General features: G+C 74.1%; 16 protein-coding genes and 1 pseudogene. 7 read left to right on the forward strand and 10 right to left on the reverse strand.

What is annotated here, in order from left to right; all coding sequences use genetic code 11:
- Positions 1–95: 95 nt before the first annotated feature.
- Together ACZ6ZI_RS12610 and lpdA are read right to left on the reverse strand one after the other, a co-directional pair.
- Entirely contained in the window at positions 96–1,355 is a 1,260-nt protein-coding gene (locus tag ACZ6ZI_RS12610; RefSeq protein ID WP_469519258.1) for a M14 family zinc carboxypeptidase, read from the reverse strand.
- A 233-nt stretch (positions 1,356–1,588) separates the two neighbouring features.
- A complete protein-coding gene (gene lpdA, locus ACZ6ZI_RS12615; protein ID WP_469519261.1) occupies positions 1,589–3,019 on the reverse strand; it encodes a dihydrolipoyl dehydrogenase in 1,431 nt (476 codons plus the stop codon).
- Between the two features lie 83 nt (positions 3,020–3,102).
- Between lpdA and ACZ6ZI_RS12620 the strand changes: the two genes are divergently transcribed.
- The gene (locus ACZ6ZI_RS12620) at positions 3,103–4,008 is read left to right on the forward strand and encodes a LysR family transcriptional regulator (RefSeq protein ID WP_469519264.1); all 906 of its coding nucleotides are present in this window, start codon (positions 3,103–3,105) and stop codon (positions 4,006–4,008) included.
- A 288-nt stretch (positions 4,009–4,296) separates the two neighbouring features.
- On the opposite strand, the gene treY is transcribed toward ACZ6ZI_RS12620, so the two are convergent.
- Positions 4,297–6,609 carry a malto-oligosyltrehalose synthase gene (gene treY, locus ACZ6ZI_RS12625; RefSeq protein ID WP_469519267.1) on the reverse strand — a complete coding sequence of 771 codons (2,313 nt, stop codon included), beginning with the start codon at positions 6,607–6,609 and terminating at the stop codon, positions 4,297–4,299.
- An 82-nt stretch (positions 6,610–6,691) separates the two neighbouring features.
- Here treY and ACZ6ZI_RS12630 point away from each other — a divergent pair, with 82 nt between their 5' ends.
- Positions 6,692–7,972: an MFS transporter gene (locus ACZ6ZI_RS12630; protein WP_469519270.1), complete on the forward strand. Its 1,281-nt coding sequence runs from the start codon at positions 6,692–6,694 to the stop codon at positions 7,970–7,972.
- Here ACZ6ZI_RS12630 and glgX read toward each other — a convergent pair.
- The gene (gene glgX, locus ACZ6ZI_RS12635) at positions 7,957–10,071 is read right to left on the reverse strand and encodes a glycogen debranching protein GlgX (RefSeq protein WP_363053046.1); all 2,115 of its coding nucleotides are present in this window, start codon (positions 10,069–10,071) and stop codon (positions 7,957–7,959) included. The two genes, ACZ6ZI_RS12630 and glgX, sit on opposite strands and share 16 nt — an antisense overlap.
- Positions 10,072–10,368: 297 nt before the next feature.
- Between glgX and ACZ6ZI_RS12640 the strand changes: the two genes are divergently transcribed.
- Both ACZ6ZI_RS12640 and ACZ6ZI_RS12645 read left to right on the forward strand, forming a co-directional pair.
- Positions 10,369–11,628 carry an SAV2148 family HEPN domain-containing protein gene (locus ACZ6ZI_RS12640; RefSeq protein WP_469519274.1) on the forward strand — a complete coding sequence of 420 codons (1,260 nt, stop codon included), beginning with the start codon at positions 10,369–10,371 and terminating at the stop codon, positions 11,626–11,628.
- A 119-nt stretch (positions 11,629–11,747) separates the two neighbouring features.
- Positions 11,748–12,467 (forward strand): exonuclease domain-containing protein, encoded by a 720-nt coding sequence (locus ACZ6ZI_RS12645; protein WP_469519276.1) that lies wholly within the window; start codon positions 11,748–11,750, stop codon positions 12,465–12,467.
- A 36-nt stretch (positions 12,468–12,503) separates the two neighbouring features.
- Here the strand turns inward: ACZ6ZI_RS12645 and ACZ6ZI_RS12650 are convergent, their stop codons facing one another.
- Positions 12,504–13,166 (reverse strand): hypothetical protein, encoded by a 663-nt coding sequence (locus ACZ6ZI_RS12650; RefSeq protein ID WP_469519278.1) that lies wholly within the window; start codon positions 13,164–13,166, stop codon positions 12,504–12,506.
- A 20-nt stretch (positions 13,167–13,186) separates the two neighbouring features.
- The gene (locus ACZ6ZI_RS12655; RefSeq protein ID WP_469519594.1) at positions 13,187–14,047 is read right to left on the reverse strand and encodes a phosphotransferase enzyme family protein; all 861 of its coding nucleotides are present in this window, start codon (positions 14,045–14,047) and stop codon (positions 13,187–13,189) included.
- Between the two features lie 163 nt (positions 14,048–14,210).
- Between ACZ6ZI_RS12655 and mgt the strand changes: the two are divergent.
- From mgt to ACZ6ZI_RS12670, 3 genes and pseudogenes are all read left to right on the forward strand, one after another.
- A pseudogene (gene mgt, locus ACZ6ZI_RS12660) lies at positions 14,211–15,499 on the forward strand (macrolide-inactivating glycosyltransferase).
- Positions 15,496–16,059, forward strand: a complete 564-nt coding sequence (locus tag ACZ6ZI_RS12665; RefSeq protein ID WP_469519281.1) for a DUF1697 domain-containing protein — start codon at positions 15,496–15,498, stop codon at positions 16,057–16,059. The pseudogene mgt and the gene ACZ6ZI_RS12665 overlap by 4 nt, the downstream one beginning before the upstream one ends.
- A gap of 129 nt (positions 16,060–16,188) precedes the next feature.
- On the forward strand, positions 16,189–17,190 hold the full coding sequence (locus ACZ6ZI_RS12670) for a ketopantoate reductase family protein (RefSeq protein WP_469519284.1): 1,002 nt from the start codon (positions 16,189–16,191) through the stop codon (positions 17,188–17,190).
- Between the two features lie 73 nt (positions 17,191–17,263).
- Here ACZ6ZI_RS12670 and ACZ6ZI_RS12675 read toward each other — a convergent pair whose 3' ends face one another.
- From ACZ6ZI_RS12675 to ACZ6ZI_RS12690, 4 genes are read right to left on the reverse strand one after another with little or no spacing between them, the layout of a single operon-like run.
- Complete coding sequence (locus tag ACZ6ZI_RS12675; RefSeq protein ID WP_363052963.1) at positions 17,264–18,013, reverse strand: sirohydrochlorin chelatase; 750 nt, start codon at positions 18,011–18,013, stop codon at positions 17,264–17,266.
- A 10-nt stretch (positions 18,014–18,023) separates the two neighbouring features.
- On the reverse strand, positions 18,024–18,920 hold the full coding sequence (locus ACZ6ZI_RS12680) for an ABC transporter permease (protein ID WP_363052964.1): 897 nt from the start codon (positions 18,918–18,920) through the stop codon (positions 18,024–18,026).
- Positions 18,907–19,701 (reverse strand): ABC transporter ATP-binding protein, encoded by a 795-nt coding sequence (locus ACZ6ZI_RS12685; protein ID WP_469519288.1) that lies wholly within the window; start codon positions 19,699–19,701, stop codon positions 18,907–18,909. Before ACZ6ZI_RS12685 ends, ACZ6ZI_RS12680 begins: the two co-directional genes overlap by 14 nt.
- 32 nt (positions 19,702–19,733) lie before the next feature.
- A complete protein-coding gene (locus ACZ6ZI_RS12690) occupies positions 19,734–20,873 on the reverse strand; it encodes an aliphatic sulfonate ABC transporter substrate-binding protein (protein WP_469519292.1) in 1,140 nt (379 codons plus the stop codon).
- Positions 20,874–20,981: the final 108 nt, after the last annotated feature.

Genomic DNA, 20,981 nt, shown 5'->3' on the forward strand with positions numbered 1-20,981 from the left:
ATTGTCAAGACGAGACGTCTCGTCTCGTTAAACTTTCTCCCGGACGCCCGAACGCCGCCCGGCGCCTCCCGGGCGGCGTTCGCCTCGACGGCGGTTCATTCGAGCGGCCGGTCGCGGTCGTTCAACCGCCCGTACGCCGCCAGCACCGTCCGCGACTGGTGCTCGACCTGCGTGGCCACCGGTACCCACCGGGCCTGGAAGCGGTCCGCGAACTCCTCGCACCACCCCGTCACGAGCCGGTCCAAGCCGGGCGCCGCCGGGTGCCCCTCCGCCCGCAGCACCCGCAGCAGCATCGCGGCCGCGCGCAGCGACAGCCGCCGCCCGAAGGCGTCGATGCTGCCGATGGACGCCGCCGTGGCCTCCGTCGGCGCCCCGGCGCCCGTCCACTGCGCGGCCACCGCGGGGATCAACCCCAGGGTCCAGTCCACGGCGCGCAGCAACGCGACCCCCGGCCCGGCCCCCCGGGCGCCGCCCCGCAGGCGCGCCACCCGCGCGGACTCCTCGACGAGCCGCTCCGCGAGCATCCTGAGCGCGCCCCGGGGGTCGGGGTGCGGAGCGGGGTCGTCCACCCGGTCGGAGGCCCACATGGGCACCTCGACGATCGCGGTGGTGCCCTGGTGCCGGTGGGCGCGGTACCAGGTGCTGAGCCGGACGTCCTCCGGGTGGAAGGCCCCGGACGGCCGGTCCCGCTCCGGCATGACGTAGATCCCGGGCCCGGGGGAGGTCCAGCCGGCGGCGTCCGAGGCCCCGGTCTCCACCGGGATCCGCAGCTCGGCGGCGGAGATCCCGAAGGGCTCGGCGAGGCCCGGGATGTCCCGCGTCAGCTGCACCCAGGACCCGCCGAGGTCCGTCCCGTGCAGGGAGACCTGGAGGACGGGCCGCAGTTCGTCGATGAGCGCGCCCAGCGCGAGCGTCTCGGGCGGGAGCCGGTCCGGGGTCAGTAACGACGGCGCCCACTCCGGCTGTTCGGGACCGGGCGGCCGGAAGAAGTTGCGGTGGTAGTCGGCCAGCGAGCGCGGGCGCGGGGTGCGGTGGAGGTCGGCCCCGTCGGGGTCGGCGCAGAGCAGGAAGTGCCACCCGGCGTCGCTCCCGCCCGCCCGGATCACCCGGCGGGCGAGGCCCAGGGCGGTCGCCCCGCCGACGGGCTCGTTGGCGTGGGCCCCGGCGACCACGAGCACCTCGCGCGGCCGGACGCCGCGCCGCCGGGCGACGCTGAGCAGCCACAGCGGTCGCCCCGCCCGGGAGGTCCCGGCCTGACGGAGCCGTACGAGCCCGGGATGCTCGTCCGCCAGGGCGTGTGCGGCCAGGGCGAGTTCGCGGGGGCTGGGGTAGCGCATGTCACGGAGGAGGGTCACACCCCATGCCATGCCCGCCCGACCGGCGGACTACCGCGCGAGGGCGCGCCGATCGCCGTCCGGAGCGGCCCGGGCCGTGCCTTTCGTATCGGGTCGGGCCCGCGACGCCCGGCGCCACGGGGTCTCCCCGGGCCCGCCGGGCCGGGGGAGGCCTCGCGACGTTCCCGTCGGACGCGCCGCGGCCCGATCCGACCTGATCCGGTCCGATCCGGCCCGATCCGAAAGGCAGCGAACTACCGCTGGTGCAGTCCCCGGCCCGCCAGGCTCAGGAAGGCCTCCCCGACCGCCTCCGAGAGGGTCGGGTGGGCGTGGACGTGGCGGGCCACGTCCGAGGGCTCCGCGTCCCAGCCCACGATCAGCTGGCTCTCCGCGATCATCTCCGACACGTGCGGCCCCACCAGGTGCACCCCGAGGACCCGGCCGCCGCGTTCCGCGACCACCTTCACCGTGCCGCCCTGCCCGTGCACCATCCCCTTCGCCACCGCCGTCAGCGGCATCGTGTTCATCACCACGTCGTACGACGCCTCCCGGGCCCGCGCCTCCGTCAGCCCCACCGACGCGGTCTGCGGCGTCGAGTACGTCACCCGCGGCACCGCCGCGTAGTCCACCGGGGCGCTCGCCACCCCGGCCAGGGTCTCCGCCACCAGCAGCCCCTCCGCGAACGAGGCGTGCGCCAGCCCGAGGGAGGGCGGCGGCAGCAGGTCGCCGACCGCGTGGACGCCGGCCGTCGCCGTCTCCAACCGGGACCAGTCCGCCGGTGCGACGAACCCCCGCGCGTCGGTGGTCAGTCCGGCCGCGGCCAGGTCCAGGCCGTCGGTCACCGGAACCCGGCCGACCGCGACCAGCAGCCGTTCGGCGGTGACCTCCCGCACCTCCCCGCGCTCCGTGCGCACGCTCGCCCGTACGCCGCCGGCCGCGAGCCGCTCGACGCCCTCCACGCGCGCCCCGGTGCGTATGTCGATCCCCCGCTTGCGAAGCCCCCGCGCCAGGTGCCGCGAGACGTCCGCGTCCTCCAGCGGGACCAGCCGCTCCGCCGCCTCCACCAGCGTGACCGCGGCCCCCATCGAGCGGTGGAAGGAGGCGTACTCCACCCCGATCGCCCCGCCGCCCAGCACCAGGACCGAGGCCGGCATTCCCGGGGCGAAGAGGGCGTCGTCGCTGGTCACGACCGTGTGCCCGTCGGGCTCCAGACCCGTGGGGGTGCGCGGGCGCGAACCGGTGGCGAGGACGATCCCCCGGGTGGCGGTGAAGGAGCGGCCGTCCTCGGTGCGGATCGAGCGCGGGCCGGTCAGCCGGGCCCCGGAGCGCACCACGAACACCCCGGCGTGTTCCAGGTGGCCCTCGACCCCCTTGTGGTTGCGCGAGACGATGTCGTCGCGGGTGGCCGTCAGCGCGGCCCAGTCCACCGACTCGACGCTCGCCCGCACCCCCCACCGCTCCCGGGCCTCGGTCACCGCGTCGACGAGTTCCGCCGCGTGCAGCATCGCCTTGCTGGGGATGCACCCCCGGTGGAGGCAGGTGCCGCCGACCTTGTCGCGTTCGGCGAGCAGGACGGTCAGGCCCAGGGCGGCGGCGCGCAGGGCGGTGCTGTAGCCGCCGGTGCCGCCGCCGATCACGATGACGTCGAAGGTGGTCGGATCGCCGGTGTTCTCCGTGGAGTTCATGGCTCAAGCCTGCGACGGTCGAGGCCGCGGATCCAACGCAATGATCTTCTCGGAGCCATGCACGTTCCTTATGCTCCCAGGTCATGAGCCTGCGTCAGATGGAGTACTTCCTCACCGTGGTCGAGGAGTCCTCGTTCACCCGCGCCGCCGAACTCCTGCACGTCACCCAGCCCGCCCTGTCCCACCAGGTGAAGGCGTTGGAGCGGTCCGTGGGAGGGGAGTTGTTGGAGCGGCTGCCCCGGGCGGTGCGGCTCACCGCGATGGGACGGGCCTTCCTGCCGCACGCGCAGCTCGCCGTGCGCAGCGCCCGGCAGGCGCAGCGGGCGGCCCGGGCGGCGGCCGGCGCGGTGGGCGGGGAGCTGCACCTGGCCACCGTGCACGCCGTGGCCGTCGGGATGCTCCCCGCGGTCGCCGCGCGCTGGCGGGCCGAACACCCTGGGGTGTCCCTGGTGTTGCGCGAGTACGGGTCCACGGAGGCGTTGGAGGAGCAACTGGAGCGGGGCGTCGCGGACCTGGCGGTGGGGCCGGAGCCCAAGGAGTGGACGGGGCCCGTGGTGCCTCTGGGCCGCGAGGAGTTGGTGGTGGTGGTGCCCTTCGACGACCCGCTGGCCGGGCGCGGCGCGGTGCGGCTCGCGGAGCTCGCGGGCCGGGACTGGATCCGTTGCGCGATGGAACCGCTGGTGCAGGGGCAGCCCGTGCTGGACTGGGCGTGCGGGACGGCGGGGTTCACGCCGCGCACGGTGGTGCGTACGGAGCACACCTCGACGGCGGTGCGGATGGCCGCCGCCGGGGTGGGGATCGTGATGGCCCCGGCGCACATGGCGCGCGGCGCGGTCGGCGAGGACTGCGCCCTGCTCACGCTCGACCCGCCGTGGCACCGGCCGCTCGCCGTCTTCTCCCGGGTCCCGCTGACGGGCGCCGCGGCGGCCTTCGCGCGCCTGCTGGCGCAGCACGAGGCCGCCCTCCCCGCAGCCCGCACGGGCGAGTGAGCCGAAGGGGGCGCGTCGGCGAAGGAGGGCGAACGCCCGGAGGAAACGCGAGGAACGAGCGTTTTCGAGGACGTACGCCCTCCTGGAGCCGACTGCGGCGCCCCCGGAGGCGAACCGAGCCCCAAAAGGGAGGACGTGCGCCCTCCTGGAGCCGACTTCTGCGCCCCCGGAGGCGAACGAGCCCCAATAAGGAGGACGTGCGCCCTCCTGGAGCCGACTTGCGCGCCCCCGGAGGCGAACCGGGCCCGAAGAGGGTGTGCCCCGGCCCCGGCCCCGGCCTCCTGCGGCTCACCTACGGATCCACAGCCCCACCGGTCCGTCGGCCAGGAGCGTCGCCACGTGGAGGTCGCCCCGGTGGGGGGCCGTCGCGCTGGTGGGGGTGACGGGGTGCCAGTCGCCCGGGGGCAGGGTCAGGCGGGTCCCGCGCCAGCCGCCGGAGCCGGCCAGCCGGTGGGACAGTCGGGTGACGGCCACCAGCAGGTCGGGGGAGCGGGTGAAGGCGACGAGGTGGTGCGCGGCCGGGCCCTCGGCGCGGAGCGGGTCGTAGCCCCGGAAGAGCGCGGGCCGGTCGCGGCGCAGCCGCAGCAGGGTCGCCGTCAGGGCCAGTTTCTCCCCGGAGGTGTCGTGCGGGGAGGTGCCCGCGTCCAGGGCCGTCAGCGTCTCGCGGGGGAACTCGGCCGGGCGGCGGTTGTCCGGGTCCACCAGGGCCCGGTACTCGGCCTCCGAGCCCTGGTAGACCTCGGGGACGCCGGGCATGGCCAGGTGCAGCAGGGTGGCCCCGAGCAGGTTGGCGCGGGCGGCGCGTTCCAGGGCGGGCTCCGGCGCCGCCGGGGTCTTGGGCACCAGGTCCGGTACGCCCGCCTCGTACGCCTCGTCGGGGTCGGTCCAGGAGGTGCGCAGCCCCGCCTCCCGGGCCGACTTGAGCAGGGCCGCCGCCAGCCGGGCGGCCCGCTCGGGGGCCTCGCCGAGGCCGAGCGCGCTCTGCCGGGCCACCCAGCGCAGCTGGGGGTCCGCCCCGGCCGTGGCGGGCCGCTCGCCGCGCGCCCGGTGGGCCGGGTCCGCGTCCATGGTCTCGGGGGCTTCGGAGAGGACCGCGATGCGGGCCCGTACGTCCGCGCTGCGTTTGGTGTCGTGCGTGGACAGGACCGTTCCGGAGGCGGGCCAGAGCCGTTCCAGGTGCGCGCAGTACGCGTGGAACTCCTCGGGGTCGACGGCCGGGGAGCCGGGTTCCCCGCCGACCTCGTTGGCCGACAGCAGCGGCGCCCAGCGGTAGAAGGCCCGGTCCTCCAGGGACTTGGCGCGCAGCGCGGCCGAGGTCTGGGCGAAGCGCGCGGCGAAGGCCGGGTCCCGGGCCAGCAGGTCGCGTACGGCCTCGACCGCCTCCGCGCCGGCGCGGGCCGCGGCCCGGTCCAGGGTCGGGGGCGAGGGCAGGGGGCCCTCGGGGTAGGGCCGGTAGACGGGATACGCGATCAGCAACTCACGTACGGCCTTCGCCAGTTCCGGCCCGCTCAGGCGTTCCAGGGCGGCCAGTTCGGCGGCCAGGTCCACGGTCAGCACCTCGCGGGTGGCGGCGGCGGCCGTCTCCCGCCAGTCGGGCAGTCCGGTGAACCGCCCGTACGCGCGGCCCAGTTCGGCGGCGCCGTGCGGGTCGGTGAACAGGCCGTCGATCCGGTGCAGGGCGTCGTAGCCGGTGGTGCCCGCCACCGGCCAGTCGGGCGCGAGGCGCTCCTCGCGGGCCAGGATCTTCTCCACCACCACCCAGCAGTCGTCCCCCGCCTCGGCCCGCAGCCGCCGCAGGTACCCGGCGGGGTCCGCGAGCCCGTCCACGTGGTCGATCCGCAGTCCCCGCACCACCCCGTCGCGGACCAGTTCCAGTACCTTCGCGTGGGTGGCGGCGAACACGGCGGGGTCCTCGACCCTGACCCCGATCAGGTCGGAGATGGTGAAGAACCGTCGGTAGTTCAGGCCGGTACGGGCCTCCCGCCACCACGCCGGGCGGTACCACTGCGCGGCCAGGAGCTCCGGCAGCGGCAGGCTTTCGGTGCCCGCGCGCAGCGGGAACTCCGCCGCCCCCGGGCCGCCGTGCCGCAGGACCCCGGCCCCGGCGTCGACCGTCCAGTCGCCCGGCCGCGCCGGTTCGCCGAGCACGGGCAGCAGCAGCTGTCCGCCGCCCGCCTCCCAGTCGATGTCGAACCAGCGCGCGTACGGGGAGTGCGGCCCCTCCCGCAGCACTTCCCACAGGGGCCGGTTCAGCCGGAGCGGCGTCGGGACCGCCATGTGGTTCGGGACGATGTCGAGCACCAGGGCGAGCCCGTACCCGCGCGCCGTGGCGGCCAGCGCCCGCAGCCCGTCCTCGCCGCCCAGCTCCGCCCGGACCCGCGCGTGGTCGGTGACGTCGTAGCCGTGCGTGGAGCCGGGCACCGCCTCCAGCACGGGGGAGAGGTGGAGGTGTGACACGCCGAGGGAGGAGAGGTACGGTACGGCCGCCTCGGCCGCCGCGAAGGGGAACCCGGGGTGCAGTTGGAGACGGTAGGTGGACGTCGGGACGACGGCTTTCGGAACATCATGGTCCGATTTCCTGCTGGAGTACTGCTGGGTCATGAGAACGTACGTACCCCGTACGCGCGATTCCGTGCCATGACCCAATGCATCCGGGTGACTGCACCGCGTTAGTGTTCCTCGGGTGTTTGGAACCGTCGACACCTATCGAAAAGTCATCGCCCTGACCGGGCCCCTCCTGCCGCTCATATCCTTCCTCGCCCGACTGCCCGTCGCGATGTCCCAGTTCGGGAGCGTCCTGCTGGTCGCCGAGACCAGCGGCTCCCTCGCCACCGCCGGCATCGTCGGTGGCACCCTCTCCGCCGGCCAGGTGGTCTGCGGACCCGTCCTCGGCCGACTGGCCGACCGCCACGGACAGCGCACCGTCGTCCTGGCCGCCGCCGCCGTCAACGCGGTGGCCACCGGCGCGCTCGTCGCCGGGGCCCTTTCCCACCTCGCCACGGTTCCCCTGGCCGCCATCGGCGCCGTCACCGGCGCCTCCGTCCCGCTGATCGGACCGCTCGCCCGCAGCCGTTCGGTGGCGCTGGCCCACCGGGCCAAGGCCGACGAGGGGGTCGTGGGCGCCATCCACTCCCTCGAAGGCACCCTCGACGAGGTCTCGTTCGTCATCGGCCCCGCCCTGGTGGGCATGGCCGCGCTCCTCGCGCACCCGGCCTTCGCCCTCGCCGGGGCCGCCGCCCTCGTGGCCGGGTTCGGCACCGTCTTCGCCCTCCACCCGAGCGCGTCCGTCACCGCCGGCTCGCCCGCGCCCGTACGCCCCGCGGGCCGCCGGGTGCGGCAGCCCGCCGTCGTCCACGCCGTGCGGGGTTCCCTCTTCCTCCAGGGCGCCATGTTCGGCGCCTGCCAGGCCGGCATCGCCGCCCTCACCGTCAGGCTGGGCGTGCCCGGACAGGCCGGCATGGTCTACGCCGCCATGGGCGTGGTCAGCGCCGCCGTCGGCCTGGGGATGGGCGCGCTGCCCGCCCGCTTCGGGCTGCGGCTGCGCTGGCGCCTGGCCACCGCCGCCGGACTGGCCCTGTCCGTCCCGCTGGTCTTCACCGACAGCCTGCTGCCCCTGTACGCCGTCGTCACCGTACTGGGGGCCGCCTGCGCCCCGCACCTGATCACCGCGTTCGCGCTCACCGAGCGGTCCGTGGAGCCGGCCCGGCTCGCCGAGTCCATGGCTTTCGCCGCCAGTTCGCTCGTCGCCGGTCAGGCCGTCTCCCTGGCCCTCGCCGGACGGCTCGCCGAGCGGTACGGGCCCGCAGGGGCCTTCGCCGTGGTCACCGCGGCCGCCGCGCTCTGCCTGTGCCTGGCCCTGTTCACCCGCGTGCCCGCCGCTCGCTCGCACGCGCTGCCCACGGCCGGGGCGCCCACCGCGGACCGCGCCGCCGCGAAGGAGAGCGCGGCCTACGCCGGACGCTGAAGCACCACCAGGCACCGTCCCGTCAACGCCACCCGGTCCCCGGCCGCGAACTGCGGTCCGGTGCCGGGTGGCGGCACCTCGGCCCGCGCCGTGTCCACGACCAGCCGCCAGTGCGCGCCGTGCCCGACCGGGACGGTGAACTCCTGCGGTTCGGCACCCGCGTTGAACATCAGCAGGAACGAGTCGTCGGTGATCCGCTCCCCGCGCGTGCCGGGCTCGGAGATGGCCTCGCCGTTGAGGAACACCGTCAACGCCTTCGCGTGCTGCGCCTGCCAGTCCCGGGCCCGCATCTCCTCGCCGTGCGGGGTGAACCAGGCGATGTCGGAGAGCTCGTCGTGGGTGCCCTCGACGGGACGGCCGTGGAAGAAGCGCCGCCGGCGGAACACCGGGTGGTCGCGGCGCAGCCACACCATCCGCCGGGTGAACTCCAGCAGCGCGGGCGCGGGTTTGCCCGGCTCGGGCCAGGTCACCCACGACAGGTCGTTGTCCTGGCAGTAGGCGTTGTTGTTGCCGTCCTGGCTGCGCGCGAACTCGTCGCCGTGGCTCAGCATCGGCACCCCCTGGGAGAGCATCAGCGTGGCGGTGAAGTTCCGCATCTGGCGCTCGCGCAGCTCCCGCACCTCCGGGTCCTCGGTGGGGCCCTCCACCCCGCAGTTCCAGGACCGGTTGTGCGTCTCGCCGTCCCGATTGCCCTCCCGGTTGGCCTCGTTGTGCTTCTCGTTGTACGAGACGAGGTCGTGGAGGGTGAAGCCGTCGTGGCACGTCGTGAAGTTGACCGAGGCCAGGGGGCGGCGTCCGTCGTCCTGGTACAGGTCGGAGGAGCCGGTCAACCGGCCCGCGAACTCGGCCAGGGTGCGCGGCTGTCCGCGCCACAGGTCCCGCACCGTGTCGCGGTACTTGCCGTTCCACTCGGTCCACAGCGGCGGGAAGTTGCCCACCTGGTAGCCGCCCTCGCCCAGGTCCCAGGGTTCGGCGATCAGCTTCACCTGGCTGACGACGGGGTCCTGCTGCACCAGGTCGAAGAACGAGGAGAGCCGGTCCACCTCGTGGAACTGTCGGGCCAGCGTGGCCGCCAGGTCGAAGCGGAAGCCGTCCACGTGCATCTCGGTCACCCAGTACCGCAGTGAGTCCATGATCAGCTGGAGAACGTGCGGGGAACGCATCAGCAGGGAGTTCCCCGTGCCGGTGGTGTCCGTGTAGTGCCGGGGGTCGTCCGCCAGCCGGTAGTACGAGGCGTTGTCCAGCCCCCGGAAGGACAGCGTCGGCCCCAGGTGGTTGCCCTCGGCCGTGTGGTTGTAGACCACGTCGAGGATCACCTCGATCCCCGCCTCGTGCAGCGCCCGCACCGCCGACTTGAACTCCAGCACCTGCTGCCCCCGGTCGCCCGAGGCGTAGCCGTTGTGCGGGGCGAAGAAGCCGATGGTGTTGTAGCCCCAGTAGTTGCTGAGCCCGTCGTTGACCAGGCGGTGGTCGTTGACGTACTGGTGCACCGGCATCAGCTCCAGCGCCGTCACGCCGAGCTTCGTCAGGTGCCCGATCACCGCCGGATGCGCCAGGGCCCCGTAGGTGCCCCGCAGTTCCTCCGGCAGTTCGGGATGACGCATCGTCAATCCCTTGACGTGCGCCTCGTAGAGCACCGTGTGGTGGTACTCGTGGCGCGGCGGCCGGTCGTTGGCCCAGTCGAAGTACGGGTTCACGACGACCGAACTCATCGTGTGCGGAGCCGAGTCCAGGTCGTTGCGCGAGTCCGGACGGCCGAAGTGATAGCCGTAGACCTCCTCACCCCAGCGCACGCCGCCGCTGATGGCCCGTGCGTACGGGTCCAGGAGCAGCTTCGCCGCGTTGCAGCGCTGCCCCCGCTCGGGCTCGTAGGGTCCGTGCACCCGGAAGCCGTAGCGCTGGCCCGGCATGATCCCGGGCAGGTAGGCGTGCCGGACGAAGGCGTCCGTCTCGCGCAGTTCTACGGCCGTCTCCGAGCCGTCGTCGTGCAGCAGGCACAGTTCGATCCTGCGCGCGGCCTCCGAATAGACCGCGAAGTTGGTGCCGGCGCCGTCGTAGGTGGCACCCAGGGGATACGCCTGTCCCGGCCAGACCTGCATCGAGAACGCCACTTCCCATCCTTCTCGCGCCTGATCCGGCGTGGATCACGTCACTGCCAGATCTTCCCCGAAAGACGGCCCGCACGCGGGAACTTGGGTTGCTCCTGCCGGGTGACCCGGATAGCCGACCATCGGTTCAACCGACTGTCGGGGCATCACATAATGAGTCAACGGACTGTCCGCCCGCGGGCCGTAGGGTCACCCGGGGGCGACTTCGGGCTGCATCGGGACGCGCGCGCGGAGTACCCTTCCGTGATCACTGGAGACGGGCGTCCAGACGCAGAAGGCGGTGCACGGGTGAGCTCGGGAGGTCTGGAGCTGCCCCCTGGTGACAGCGGTCACGAGGGTGGCCCGGCGGACGCCCCTGGGGGTGTGTCCGGGGCGGTGGCGGCCGGGACGGTGTCGCTGACCGCACCGACGGCCGGCGACGCGCGCGCCGGCGCCGAGCTGGACTGGGGCGCGGACGCGTGGAGCGAGGTCCGGACACGGGCCCAGCGTGCCGGTCGTGCGTACATCTGGCTGAACCTCATCGAACAGCGGCTGCGGTCCGTGGTCGGCGCCGTGCTGCGTCCGGTCTACGAGCCGGTGCACGGCGGCGACGACTGGGTGGTGGCCGCCGCCGGTCCCGCCGGCCAGGAGTGGGTGCAGCGGGCGGTGGCCGTCCGCGAGGTCAGCCGCCGCAAGGGCTACCTCCTCGACCCGGCCGACGACAACGTGCTCAGCTTCCTCACGCTCCCGCAGCTGCGGGAGCTGATGGTCCAACACTGGCCGTGCTTCGAGCCGTACTTCGACGACCGTCGCGAGATCGAGCTGGCCCTCGACGAGCTGGAGGTCACCCGCAACGTGGTCTCCCGCAACCGTGCCCTGTCGCGGGCGGTCCTGGAACAGGCCGAGCGGGCCTCGGCGCGACTGTTGGAGGTCCTCGGGGCCGGATCGGGCAGCCCGTCGGCGAACCGGCTGCCCATCGACGCGGTCGAGGACCTGGTCGGGGACCGCTACGCGGACGTCATCTCGGTCCACCCCGACCGGGTGCGGCTCCAGCGGCAGCTCCCGGCGGAGGACCTCTTCGGGGGCGCGCGCCGGCTGGACGCCATCGGGATAGGCCTCAACCTGCTGGTGCAGAACTTCTCCGGGCGCCGCCTGGTCCGGCTGACCGAGGCGGGCTGCCGGGTCCGGCTGCTGTTCCTGAACCCGGCGAGCAGCGCCGTCAAACGGCGCGAGCGGGAGCTGGGCCTGCGCAAGGGCGAGCTGAGCCGGTCGGTGGAGATGAACATCCTGCACGTGCGTCGGGTGCGGGCGGGGCTCCGGGACCCCTCGCGCTTCGACATCCACGTCTTCGACGAGACCCCGCGCTTCACCGCCTACCTGGTGGAGGGGGAGTCCTCGGGGATCGCGGTGGTCCAGTCGTACCTGCGCCGGGCCCGGGGCATGGAGTCGCCGGTGCTGGTCCTGCGCGGGGGCGGGCGCGGGGTCCCCAAGGACGCCGACCACGGACTGTTCACCACCTACCGGGAGGAGTTCGAGTCGGTGTGGGAGGACTCCAGGCCGGTGTCGTGACCCCCCCCGGGGAGTCCCCGGCGGTTCCCCGGGCGGCCTCCGTCGGCCCCGGCGGTCGGGGTGTCAGTGGCGCGTGGCACGCTGAAACGCGTAGACCGACACACGGGGGAGGGCGCTTCATGGGGGCGTGGCACGGGGGAGCACTGATCGGATTCGACCTGGAGACCACCGGCACGGAGCCGGGGGAGTCCCGGATCGTGACGGCCGCGGTGGTCGAGGTGCGGGGCGGCGAGGTGCGCGAGCGGCGCGGCTGGCTCGCGGACCCGGGCATACCGATCCCGGAGCAGGCGTCCGCCATCCACGGGATCAGCACGGCGCGGGCCGTCGCCGAGGGCCGCCCGGTGCGGGAGGTGGCCGAGGAGGTGGCGCGGGCCCTGGTCGGGCACTGGCGCGCCGGCGCGGTGGTGGTCGCGTACAACGCGGCCTTCGACCTGACGCTGCTGACGGCGGAGTTGGCCCGGCACGGGCTGCCCTCGCTGGCCGACCGGCTGGGCGGCGCCGAGACGGGGCCGGTGATCGACCCGCTGACCATCGACCGGGCCGTCGACCGCTACCGGCGCGGCAAGCGGACGCTGGAGGCGGTGTGCGGGGTCTACGGGGTCACCCTGGACGCCGCGCACGACGCGGGCGCCGACGCGCTGGCGGCGGTGCAGGTGGCGCGGGCCCTGGCCGCCCGGTACCCCGAGGTGGCCGACCTGACCCCGGCGGACCTCCACGACCGGCAGGGCACCTGGCACGCCCGCTGGGCCCGGGACTTCCAGTCGTACCTGCGCCGGCAGGGCAGCGCGGACGCGGTCATCGACACGGCGTGGCCGCTGCGGGACCTCGTACCGGCGTAGCCGCTGTACCGGCGTGGGCGGCTCCTCCCGCCGGGGCTATCGCGGGGTGGAGGACCGCGGATCGGACGCCGACGCGGCGGGGGCCCACCGGTGCCGGTACTCGATGTGGAGCTCGCGGTTGCCCGAGCCCCTGTGGCAGGGGTACAGCCGTTGGCAGTAGTGCCGGTCGGGGAAGGCGAGCGCGCGGCCGGGGCCCTGCCCCGCGACGTCGGCGAACAGGGGCGCCGAGTCCCGGAAGGCCCGCGGGGTGCCCGTCATGAAGAGCGTGTCGGCGTGGACGTGTTGGCGGAAGTCGTCCCGGTCGTCCCAGTGGCCGGGGGCGGGGCCGTCGTCCCGCGCCTCCCACGAGGGCCCGGGCAGTTCGACCGTCCGCGGTCGCGCCGGGCCCAGCCGCGCGCGGACCTCCTTCCACCGGGAGGGCGCGAACCGCAACGAGCGGTGGAGCAGCACGAGGTCGAGCGGGCGCTCCCCGGGGGTGTGGGGGGCTCCCCGCAGCGGCAGGTGGATCAGGGAGCGCGGCGAGGTGGCCGCCAGGCTCCACAGTCCGGCCAGGAGCCGGGCCGCGTCCTGGTCGACGTACGCCCCCAGCCACCAGCCGGCGTCGAGCAGCAGGGCCCGGGCCGGGGGCCGGGCCGGGCGGATGACGTTGAACTCCTCCGGGCCGAGTCGGGCCCGGTGGAGGGAGAGGCGCAGTTTCACGCACCCTTGGTAGCGCAGTCTCAGAAGGGGTGCCAGCGCATTTCGGCGTCCCCGTCGCGCAGCGAGGCCACGCGGCGGCGGAACTCGGCCCGTGCCTTCGGGTTGCCCGGCGCGTGCTGGGCGACCCAGGCGCAGCTCGCCGTCTCGCGGGCGCCGCGCAGGAGCGCGCAGCCCTCCCACGCGCGCACGTCCCACCCGTACGCCGTGACGAAGGCCTCGTAGGCGGAATCGGGCAGGCCGTACCGGTCGCGGGACAGGGCCATCACGACGAGGTCGTGCTCGCGCAGGTCGCCCGAGACGGTCTCCAGATCGACCAGGACGGGTCCGTCCGGGCCGACGTGCACGTTGCGGGGCAGGGCGTCGCCGTGGATCGGGCCCGGCTCCAGGTGTGGGGCGAGCGCGGCGACCTCGCCGGCGTAGGCGTCGCGCCGGGCCCGCAGGTAGCGGGCGTCCTCGGGGTCCACGTGGTCGCCGGCCAGCCGCAGCCAGCGCTCGACCCCGCCCAGCAGGTCCCGGGCGGGCAGCGCGAACGGCGGCGCGGGCAGTGCGTGGAGCACCCCGAGCAGGGCGGCGAGGTCCTCGGGGCCGGCCGGGCGCACGGCGTCCGGCAGCCGGTGCCACAGGGTCACGGGGTGTCCGTCGACCAGGCGGGGCGCCGGTTCGGCCGCGCGGACCGCGGGGACGCCCTCGGCGGCGAGCCAGCCGGCCACGGCCACCTCGCGCCCGGCCCGTTCCAGCAGCCCCGCCTCCCGGCCGACCTTCACCACCAGGTCGCCGATGGCGAAGACGGCGTTCTCGCCGAAGGCGAGCAACTCGGCCTTCGCGCCGGGACCGGTCAGTCCGGCCTCCGTCAGTACGTCCCTGGCCCGCGCCTCGTCCATGCCGCCCGTCTCGTCCTTCGCCGGATGCCGATCAGTGCGCACAGTCTCGCATCCGGGCCCCGCGCGACCGGCCGGCCCCGCGCGACCGGCCGGCCCCGCGCGACCGGCCGGTCCCGCCCGGAGCGGGCGGGGCGCGGGGAGCGGGTCGGAGGCGGTCGCGAAAATGGAGTTGTACGAGACGTATCGTCTCGTTATGGTGGCGGCATGACCTCAGGCACGCCTTCCCCCGAGCCCACCCGGCCCGCCCACATCGCGATGTTCTCCATCGCCGCCCACGGGCACGTCAACCCCAGCATCGAGGTGATCCGGGAACTCGTCGCCCGCGGACACCGCGTCAGCTACGCCATCCCCGCCTCCTTCGCCGACGAGATCGCCGAGACCGGGGCGACCCCGGTGATCTACACCTCCACGCTCCCCACCGACGACGAGCCGGAGGCCTGGGGCACCGAACTCATCGACAACCTGGAGCCCTTCCTCCACGACGCGATCCAGGCGCTCCCGCACCTCGCCGCCGCCTTCGAGGGCGACGAACCCGACCTCGTCCTGCACGACATCACCTCCTACCCCGCCCCCGTCCTCGCGCACCGCTGGGGCGTCCCCGCCGTCTCCCTCTCCCCGAACCTGGTCGCCTGGGAGGGCTACGAGCAGGAGGTGGCCGAGCCGATGTTCGCCCCCCTCAAGGCCTCCGAGCGCGGACAGGCCTACTACGCCCGGTTCGCGGCCTGGCTCACCGAGAACGGCCTCGGCGACCAGGTCGACCGCTTCCAGGGACGGCCGCGCCGCAGCATCGTGCTCATCCCGCGCGCCCTCCAGCCCCACGCCGACCGCGTCGACCCGTCCGTGTACACCTTCGTCGGCGCCTGCCAGAGCGACCGCGCCGCCAACCGGGGCACCTGGGACCGGCCCGCCTCCGCCGAGGGCAGGAAGGTGCTGCTGGTCTCGCTCGGCTCCACCTTCACCAAGCAGCCCGCCTTCTACCGCGCCTGCGTCGAGGCCTTCGGCGGCCTGCCCGACTGGCACGTCGTCCTCCAGATCGGCAGGTTCACCGACGAGGCCGAACTCGGCGAGGTCCCCGACAACGTCGAGGTCCACCGCTGGGTCCCCCAGCTCGACGTACTGCGCCAGGCCGACGCCTTCATCACCCACGCGGGCGCCGGCGGCAGCAAGGAGGGCCTCGCCACCGCCACGCCGATGGTCGCCGTACCGCAGGCCGTCGACCAGTTCGGCAACGCCGACGTCCTCGCCTCCCTCGGCGTCGCCCGGCACGTCCCGATGGAACGCGCCGACGCCGCCACCCTCAAGGCGGCCGTCCTGGAACTGCTCGCCGACCCCGAGGTCGCCGTACGCGCCGAGGCCGTCCGCGCGCAGATGGCCGCCGAGGGCGGCACCCGGGCGGCCGCCGACCTCATCGAGGCCGAACTGTCACAGGGGGCTCCTACGCTGCTGCCATGACGAACCCGAGCACGAGGACCACGTACGCGGCGCTGCTGCGCGGCATCAACGTCGGCGGCAACAAGAAGGTGCCGATGGCGGAGCTGAGGACCGTACTGGAGGGGCTCGGCCACCGCGACGTGAAGACCTACCTCCAGAGCGGCAACGCCGTCTTCACGGCCGAGCGCGCGGACCCGGGGGCGCTGGCCCGGGAGCTGGAGACGGCCATCGAGGCCCACTTCGGCTTCCGGGTCGCCTGCCTGGTCGTCGACGGCCCCCACCTGCGCGCCGTCGCCGAGGCCTGCCCCTTCCCGGCCGCCGAACTGGAGGGCCGGCAGCTGCACGCCACCTTCTTCTCGCGACAGCCCGACCCCGAGCGGTTCGCCGCCCTCGACGCGCGGGCCTTCCTCCCCGAGGAGTTCCGCGTCGGCGACCGCGTCCTCTACCTCTACGCCCCCGACGGCCTCGGCCGCTCGAAGCTGGCCGAGGCGCTGGCCCGACCCGCCGTGGTCAAGGGCCTCGACGTCACCACCCGCAACTGGAACACCGTCGCGAAACTGGTCGAACTGACGCGGGACTGACCCCGCCCGACGCCTGCTCGCCCACGCCCCCCCGACGCCTGCTCGCCCACGCCCTGCGACGCCGCCCCGCGTCCACCCCGAAGGCGCCCCGACCCCGGGTCGGCCCGGGCGATGTGTCAGGCTCTGATCATGCGTTACATCGTCATCGGCGCCGGAGCGATCGGCGCGACCATCGGCGGACGACTCGCGGACACGGGCCGGGAGGTCGTCCTCGTCGCGCGCGGCGCGCACGCCGAGGCCCTGCGCGCCGACGGGCTGCGGCTCACCACCGCCGCCGGCACGCGCGTCCACCGCCTCCCCGTGGTCACCGGCCCGGCGGAACTCGGCGAACTGCGCCCCGACGACGTCCTGCTGCTGGCCGTCAAGACCCAGGACGCCGTCGCCGCCCTCGACACCTGGGGCGACGCCGAGGTCGCCGGCGGCGGTACGGCGGCGCAGCGGCTGCCGCTGCTGTGCGCGCAGAACGGCGTGGAGAGCGAACGCCTCGCCCTGCGGCGCTTCGCGCGCGTGTACGGGGTGTGCGTCTGGCTCCCCGCGAGCTTCCTGGAGCCCGGCGTCGTCGAGGCGCTGTGCGCCCCGCTGACCGGGATCCTGCACCTGGGGAAGGCGGCCGGGGGGACCGACCGGCGCGTCCGCGAGATCGCGATCGACCTGGAGAAGGCGGGCTTCGCCGCGCCCGTCGTCGAGGACGTCATGCGCTGGAAGCACGCGAAGCTGCTGGGGAACCTGGGCAACGCCATCCAGGCCACCACCGGCCCCGAGCCCGACCCGGCGAAGGCGGCGCTGTTGCTGCGGGCGATCCGGGAGGCCGAGGCCGCCTACGCGGCGGCCGGCATCGCCCACACCTCGCAGGAGGAGCAGGCGCGGGCCCGTGAGGGCCGGGTGGTCCCGCCCGCCGGGGTGCGCGGCGGCTCCTCCTGGCAGAGCCTGGCCCGCGGCACGGGCTCGGTGGAGGCCGACTACCTCAACGGGGAGATCTCCCTGCTGGGCCGGCTGCACGCGGTCCCCACCCCGGTGAACGACACCCTCCGCCACGCCGCGAACATCTTCGCCCGCGAGGGCCTGCCGCCGGGCGCGATGTCGATCGGCGACCTGACCGCCCTCGCCGACGAGGCCGCGGCGCGTTCCTAGAACCGGAAGACCCCCTGCCCCACGCGCGTACGCATGGGGGCGGGGGGTCTTCCGGTGGTCCGCCCGGGGCGGGTCAGGCCGTGGCCAGCAGGGGCACGCGCCGCGGCGCCGCGTCGAAGCGGCGCAGCAGGAGGCGGGCCAGTTCCGGGGCGTCGCCCAGGACGTCGGCCACCACGTCGGCGCCGGCCGCCGCGGCGCCCGCCGCGATGCGGTCCGGGAGCCGGCCGGGGGCGATGACGTAGGGGGCCACGGCCACCCGACGGGCGCCCTCGGCGCGCAGGGCCCGTACGGCGTCCTCCGTACGGGGCAGAGCGGCGGAGGCGAACGCAGGCCGCACGGCGCACCAACCGGTGTGCCGCCACTCCCGCGCGATTTCAGCGATCACTGCGATCGCCTCCGGGTCCGATGAGCCGGCGGACGCGAGCACCACGGCGGTGTCGGCCCGGTCGGCGGGGGTGAGGCCGGCCTCGGCGAGGCGGCGCTCCAGGGCGCCGACCAGCAGCGGCGAGGGCCCGAGGACCTCCGCCACCCGCACCGAGACGCCCGGCAGGCGGGAGGTCGACTCCGCGAGCACCGCCGGGATGTCCGCCTTGGCGTGGAAGGCACGCGTCAGCAGCAGCGGGACGGCCACGACCTCCCGTACGCCGGACAGGTACAGCGAGGCCAGCGCCTGCGGGACCGTCGGGGCGTTGAAGTCCAGGAAGGCCGTCTCCATCCGCAGCCCGGGGCGCAGCGCCCGCGCCCGCCCGACGAGGGCGGACACGGTCGCGGCGTGCCGCGGATCGCGGCTGCCGTGGGCGATGACCAGAAGTGCGCGGGACACGGGAGCCGACTCAGCTCTTGACCAGCAGGCCGCGGCTGCGCAGCACCCACCGCTCGACCGGGCTGAAGATCAGCAGGTCGATGGCGATGCCGACGACCAGGATCAGCAGGATCGCGAGGAACACGCCGGGCAGGTCGATGTTGTTGCGGCCGTTCTCCAGCAGCTGACCGAGGCCGAGGCCGAGGTCGGGGGAGCTGGCGATGATCTCGGCGGCCATCAGGGAGCGCCAGGAGAAGGCCCAGCCCTGCTTGAGGCCGGCGAGGTAGCCGGGGAGCGCGGCGGGCATGACCACGTGCCGGGCGCCGCTCAGTCCGGTGGCGCCCAGGGTGCGGCCGGCCCGAAGGAACAGCGGCGGGATCTGGTCGATGCCGGAGACGAGGCCGTTGGCGATGGAGGGGACCGCGCCGAGCAGGATCACCGTGAACATCATGGCGTCGTTCAGGCCGAACCACAGGACGGCCGGGGGCACCCAGGCCACCGAGGGCAGCGACTGGAGGCCCTGGAGGATCGGGCCGATGGCCGCGCGGACGAACTTCACCCGGGCGACCAGCAGCCCGAGCGGGGTGCCGATGGCCAGGGCCAGCAGGAAGCCGAGCAGACCGCGCGAGACGCTGGTCCAGATGACCTCCAGCAGGGTGCCCTTGAGCCACATCTCGGACAGGCTGTCCCAGACCGCGGAGGGGGCGGGCAGCTTGGTCTCGTCGGTGACCTTCGCCGTGACGAGGATCTGCCACACCACCAGCACGAGGCCGACGGCGAGCAGCGGGGGCAGGACCTTCTTGGTGAAGACCTCCCGGACCGGCGTCCGGTGGGTCTGGACCGCGTCGAGGGCGTCGAGGCCGGCTTCCAGACCGGCCAGGTCGTCGTGCTTGGCCGTGGCCTTCGCGGTGGTGTCAGTGCTGGCCATGGCGGCGGATCTCCCCACGCAGGTGTTCAGTGATCTCAAGGGACAGCTCCGCGACGTCCGCGTCCTCGATGCGGCGCGGCTGGGGGATGTCCACGGTCCACTCCTTGGCGACCCGGCCGGGCCGCGAGGAGAGCAGGACCACGCGCTGGGCGAGGCGCACGGCCTCGCGCACGTTGTGCGTGACGAAGAGGACGGACAGCCCGGTCTCGGCCCAGATGCGGGTGAGTTCGCCGTGCAGCACGTCACGGGTGATGGCGTCGAGCGCCGCGAAGGGCTCGTCCATCAGCAGCAGGCGGCTGTCCTGGGCGAGGGCCCGGGCCAGGGCCACGCGCTGGCGCATGCCGCCCGACAGCTCGTGGACGCGCTTGCCGTACGCGCCGCCGAGGCGGACCAGCTCCAGCAGTCGTTCGGCCTCCGGCCTGCGGTCGGCCTTGGCGACCCCGCGCAGGCGCAGGGCGAGTTCGATGTTCTTGCCCGCGGTCAGCCACGGGAAGAGGGCGTGCTCCTGGAACATGAGCGCGGGACGGCCGGAGGTCTCGATGGATCCGGCGGACGGCTTGTCGAGACCCGCGACGAGGTTCAGCAGGGTGGACTTCCCACACCCCGAGGCCCCCAGGATGGTGACGAACTCTCCGGGAGCGACATCGAGGCTGATGTCGTCCAGGACGAGCTGCGTACCGGCCGGGCCGGTGAAGGACTTCGAGACGTGCTCGATGCGTGCGGCGGCGTGCGTTCCCTGCGCCGTCGTGCCCTCGGCAGCCTTGGCGAACGTGGTGGCCATGGTCGTCACCTCCTGGGGTCTGGACTGCGGACTTACTTGGCGCCGAGACCGGCGTCGGAGACCTCGGGCTTGCCGGCGGCCTTCAGGACCTTGTTGAGCGGCTTCAGGTCGTAGATCCCGGCGAGGTCGGGCTCCTCGATGAGCTTGGCCTTGACGGCCCAGTCGGACTGGGTCTTCAGGGTGCTCGCCAGCGGGTCGTCGGTGACGAGGATGGACTGCCAGGCCGGGTCGATGATCTTCGCGTCCAGCGCCTTGCCGCTCTCCGCCTGGAGCCTGGCGTTCGCCGAGGCCTTCGCCTTCTCCGGGTTGGCGTTGATCCACTCGTTGGTCTTCACCGTGCCCGCGAGGACGGCCTCGACCACGTCCGGGTGCTCCTTGAGGAACTTCTGCGACACGATGATGTTCGTGATCACGAACTTCTTGTCGGGCCACAGGGCGGTCTCGTCGAGGAGGACGCTGCCGCCGTCGGAGACGAGCTTGGAGGCCGTGGGCTCCGGCACCCAGGCGCCGTCGATCGAGCCCTGCTTGAAGGCGTCCGGGGTGACCTTGTTGTCCGTGCGGACGACGGAGACGTCACCCTTGCCGGACTCCGGGTCGACCTTCCAGCCCTTCTCGTTGATCCAGTTGAGGAACGCGACGTCCTGCGTGTTCCCCTTCTGCGGGGTGGCGATCTTCTTGCCCTTGAGGTCGTCCAGGGTCTTGATCTTGTCCGGGTTCACGACGAGCTTCACGCCGCCCGAGGCGGAGCCGGAGATGATCCGCAGGTTCGAGCCCTTGGACTTGACGTAGCCGTTGATCGACGGCGAGGGGCCGATGAAACCGATGTCGAGGGAGCCGCCGTTGAGGGCCTCGATCTCGGAGGGGCCGGCGTTGAAGGACTGCGGCTTGATCTTGGTGCCCTGCAGTTCCTTCTCGATCAGGCCCTCCTGGAGGCCGACGAGCGCGGTGGCGTGGGTCAGGTTCGGGAAGTACCCGATGCGGACCTCGGAGGCGGAGAGCTTCTTCGCGCCGTCCGCGGCGGGGGCGGCGCTGTCGGCCTTGCCCTTGGGCTCGTCCTTCGCGGCCTCGGAGCCGTAGCCGCACGAGGCGAGGGCACCGATCAGCAGCGGCAGGGCGGCGGCGGCGACGAGGCCGCGGCGCAGGGTCTTGGCGGTGGTACCGGTGGCAGGCACGGGAGGGGTTCCTCTCGTCGCGTCATGGCGTCATGACGCACGTCTTCGTTTCGTGAGCAAGGACAGGTACGGCTGGTGGGGGGTGAGGGCGCGCGAGCGGTGCGCGTA

Source organism: Streptomyces sp. NPDC103540 (assembly GCF_055584445.1).

Bases quoted from the DNA above. Each gene is read 5' to 3' on its own strand.
- lpdA (WP_469519261.1), bottom strand. From the start codon at position 3,019: ATGAACTCCACGGAGAACACCGGCGATCCGACCACCTTCGACGTCATC.
- ACZ6ZI_RS12620 (WP_469519264.1), top strand. From the start codon at position 3,103: ATGAGCCTGCGTCAGATGGAGTACTTCCTCACCGTGGTCGAGGAGTCC.
- treY (WP_469519267.1), bottom strand. From the start codon at position 6,609: ATGACCCAGCAGTACTCCAGCAGGAAATCGGACCATGATGTTCCGAAA.
- glgX (WP_363053046.1), bottom strand. From the start codon at position 10,071: ATGCAGGTCTGGCCGGGACAGGCGTATCCCCTGGGTGCCACCTACGAC.
- ACZ6ZI_RS12645 (WP_469519276.1), top strand. From the start codon at position 11,748: ATGGGGGCGTGGCACGGGGGAGCACTGATCGGATTCGACCTGGAGACC.
- ACZ6ZI_RS12655 (WP_469519594.1), bottom strand. From the start codon at position 14,047: ATGGACGAGGCGCGGGCCAGGGACGTACTGACGGAGGCCGGACTGACC.
- ACZ6ZI_RS12665 (WP_469519281.1), top strand. From the start codon at position 15,496: ATGACGAACCCGAGCACGAGGACCACGTACGCGGCGCTGCTGCGCGGC.
- ACZ6ZI_RS12670 (WP_469519284.1), top strand. From the start codon at position 16,189: ATGCGTTACATCGTCATCGGCGCCGGAGCGATCGGCGCGACCATCGGC.
- ACZ6ZI_RS12680 (WP_363052964.1), bottom strand. From the start codon at position 18,920: ATGGCCAGCACTGACACCACCGCGAAGGCCACGGCCAAGCACGACGAC.
- ACZ6ZI_RS12685 (WP_469519288.1), bottom strand. From the start codon at position 19,701: ATGGCCACCACGTTCGCCAAGGCTGCCGAGGGCACGACGGCGCAGGGA.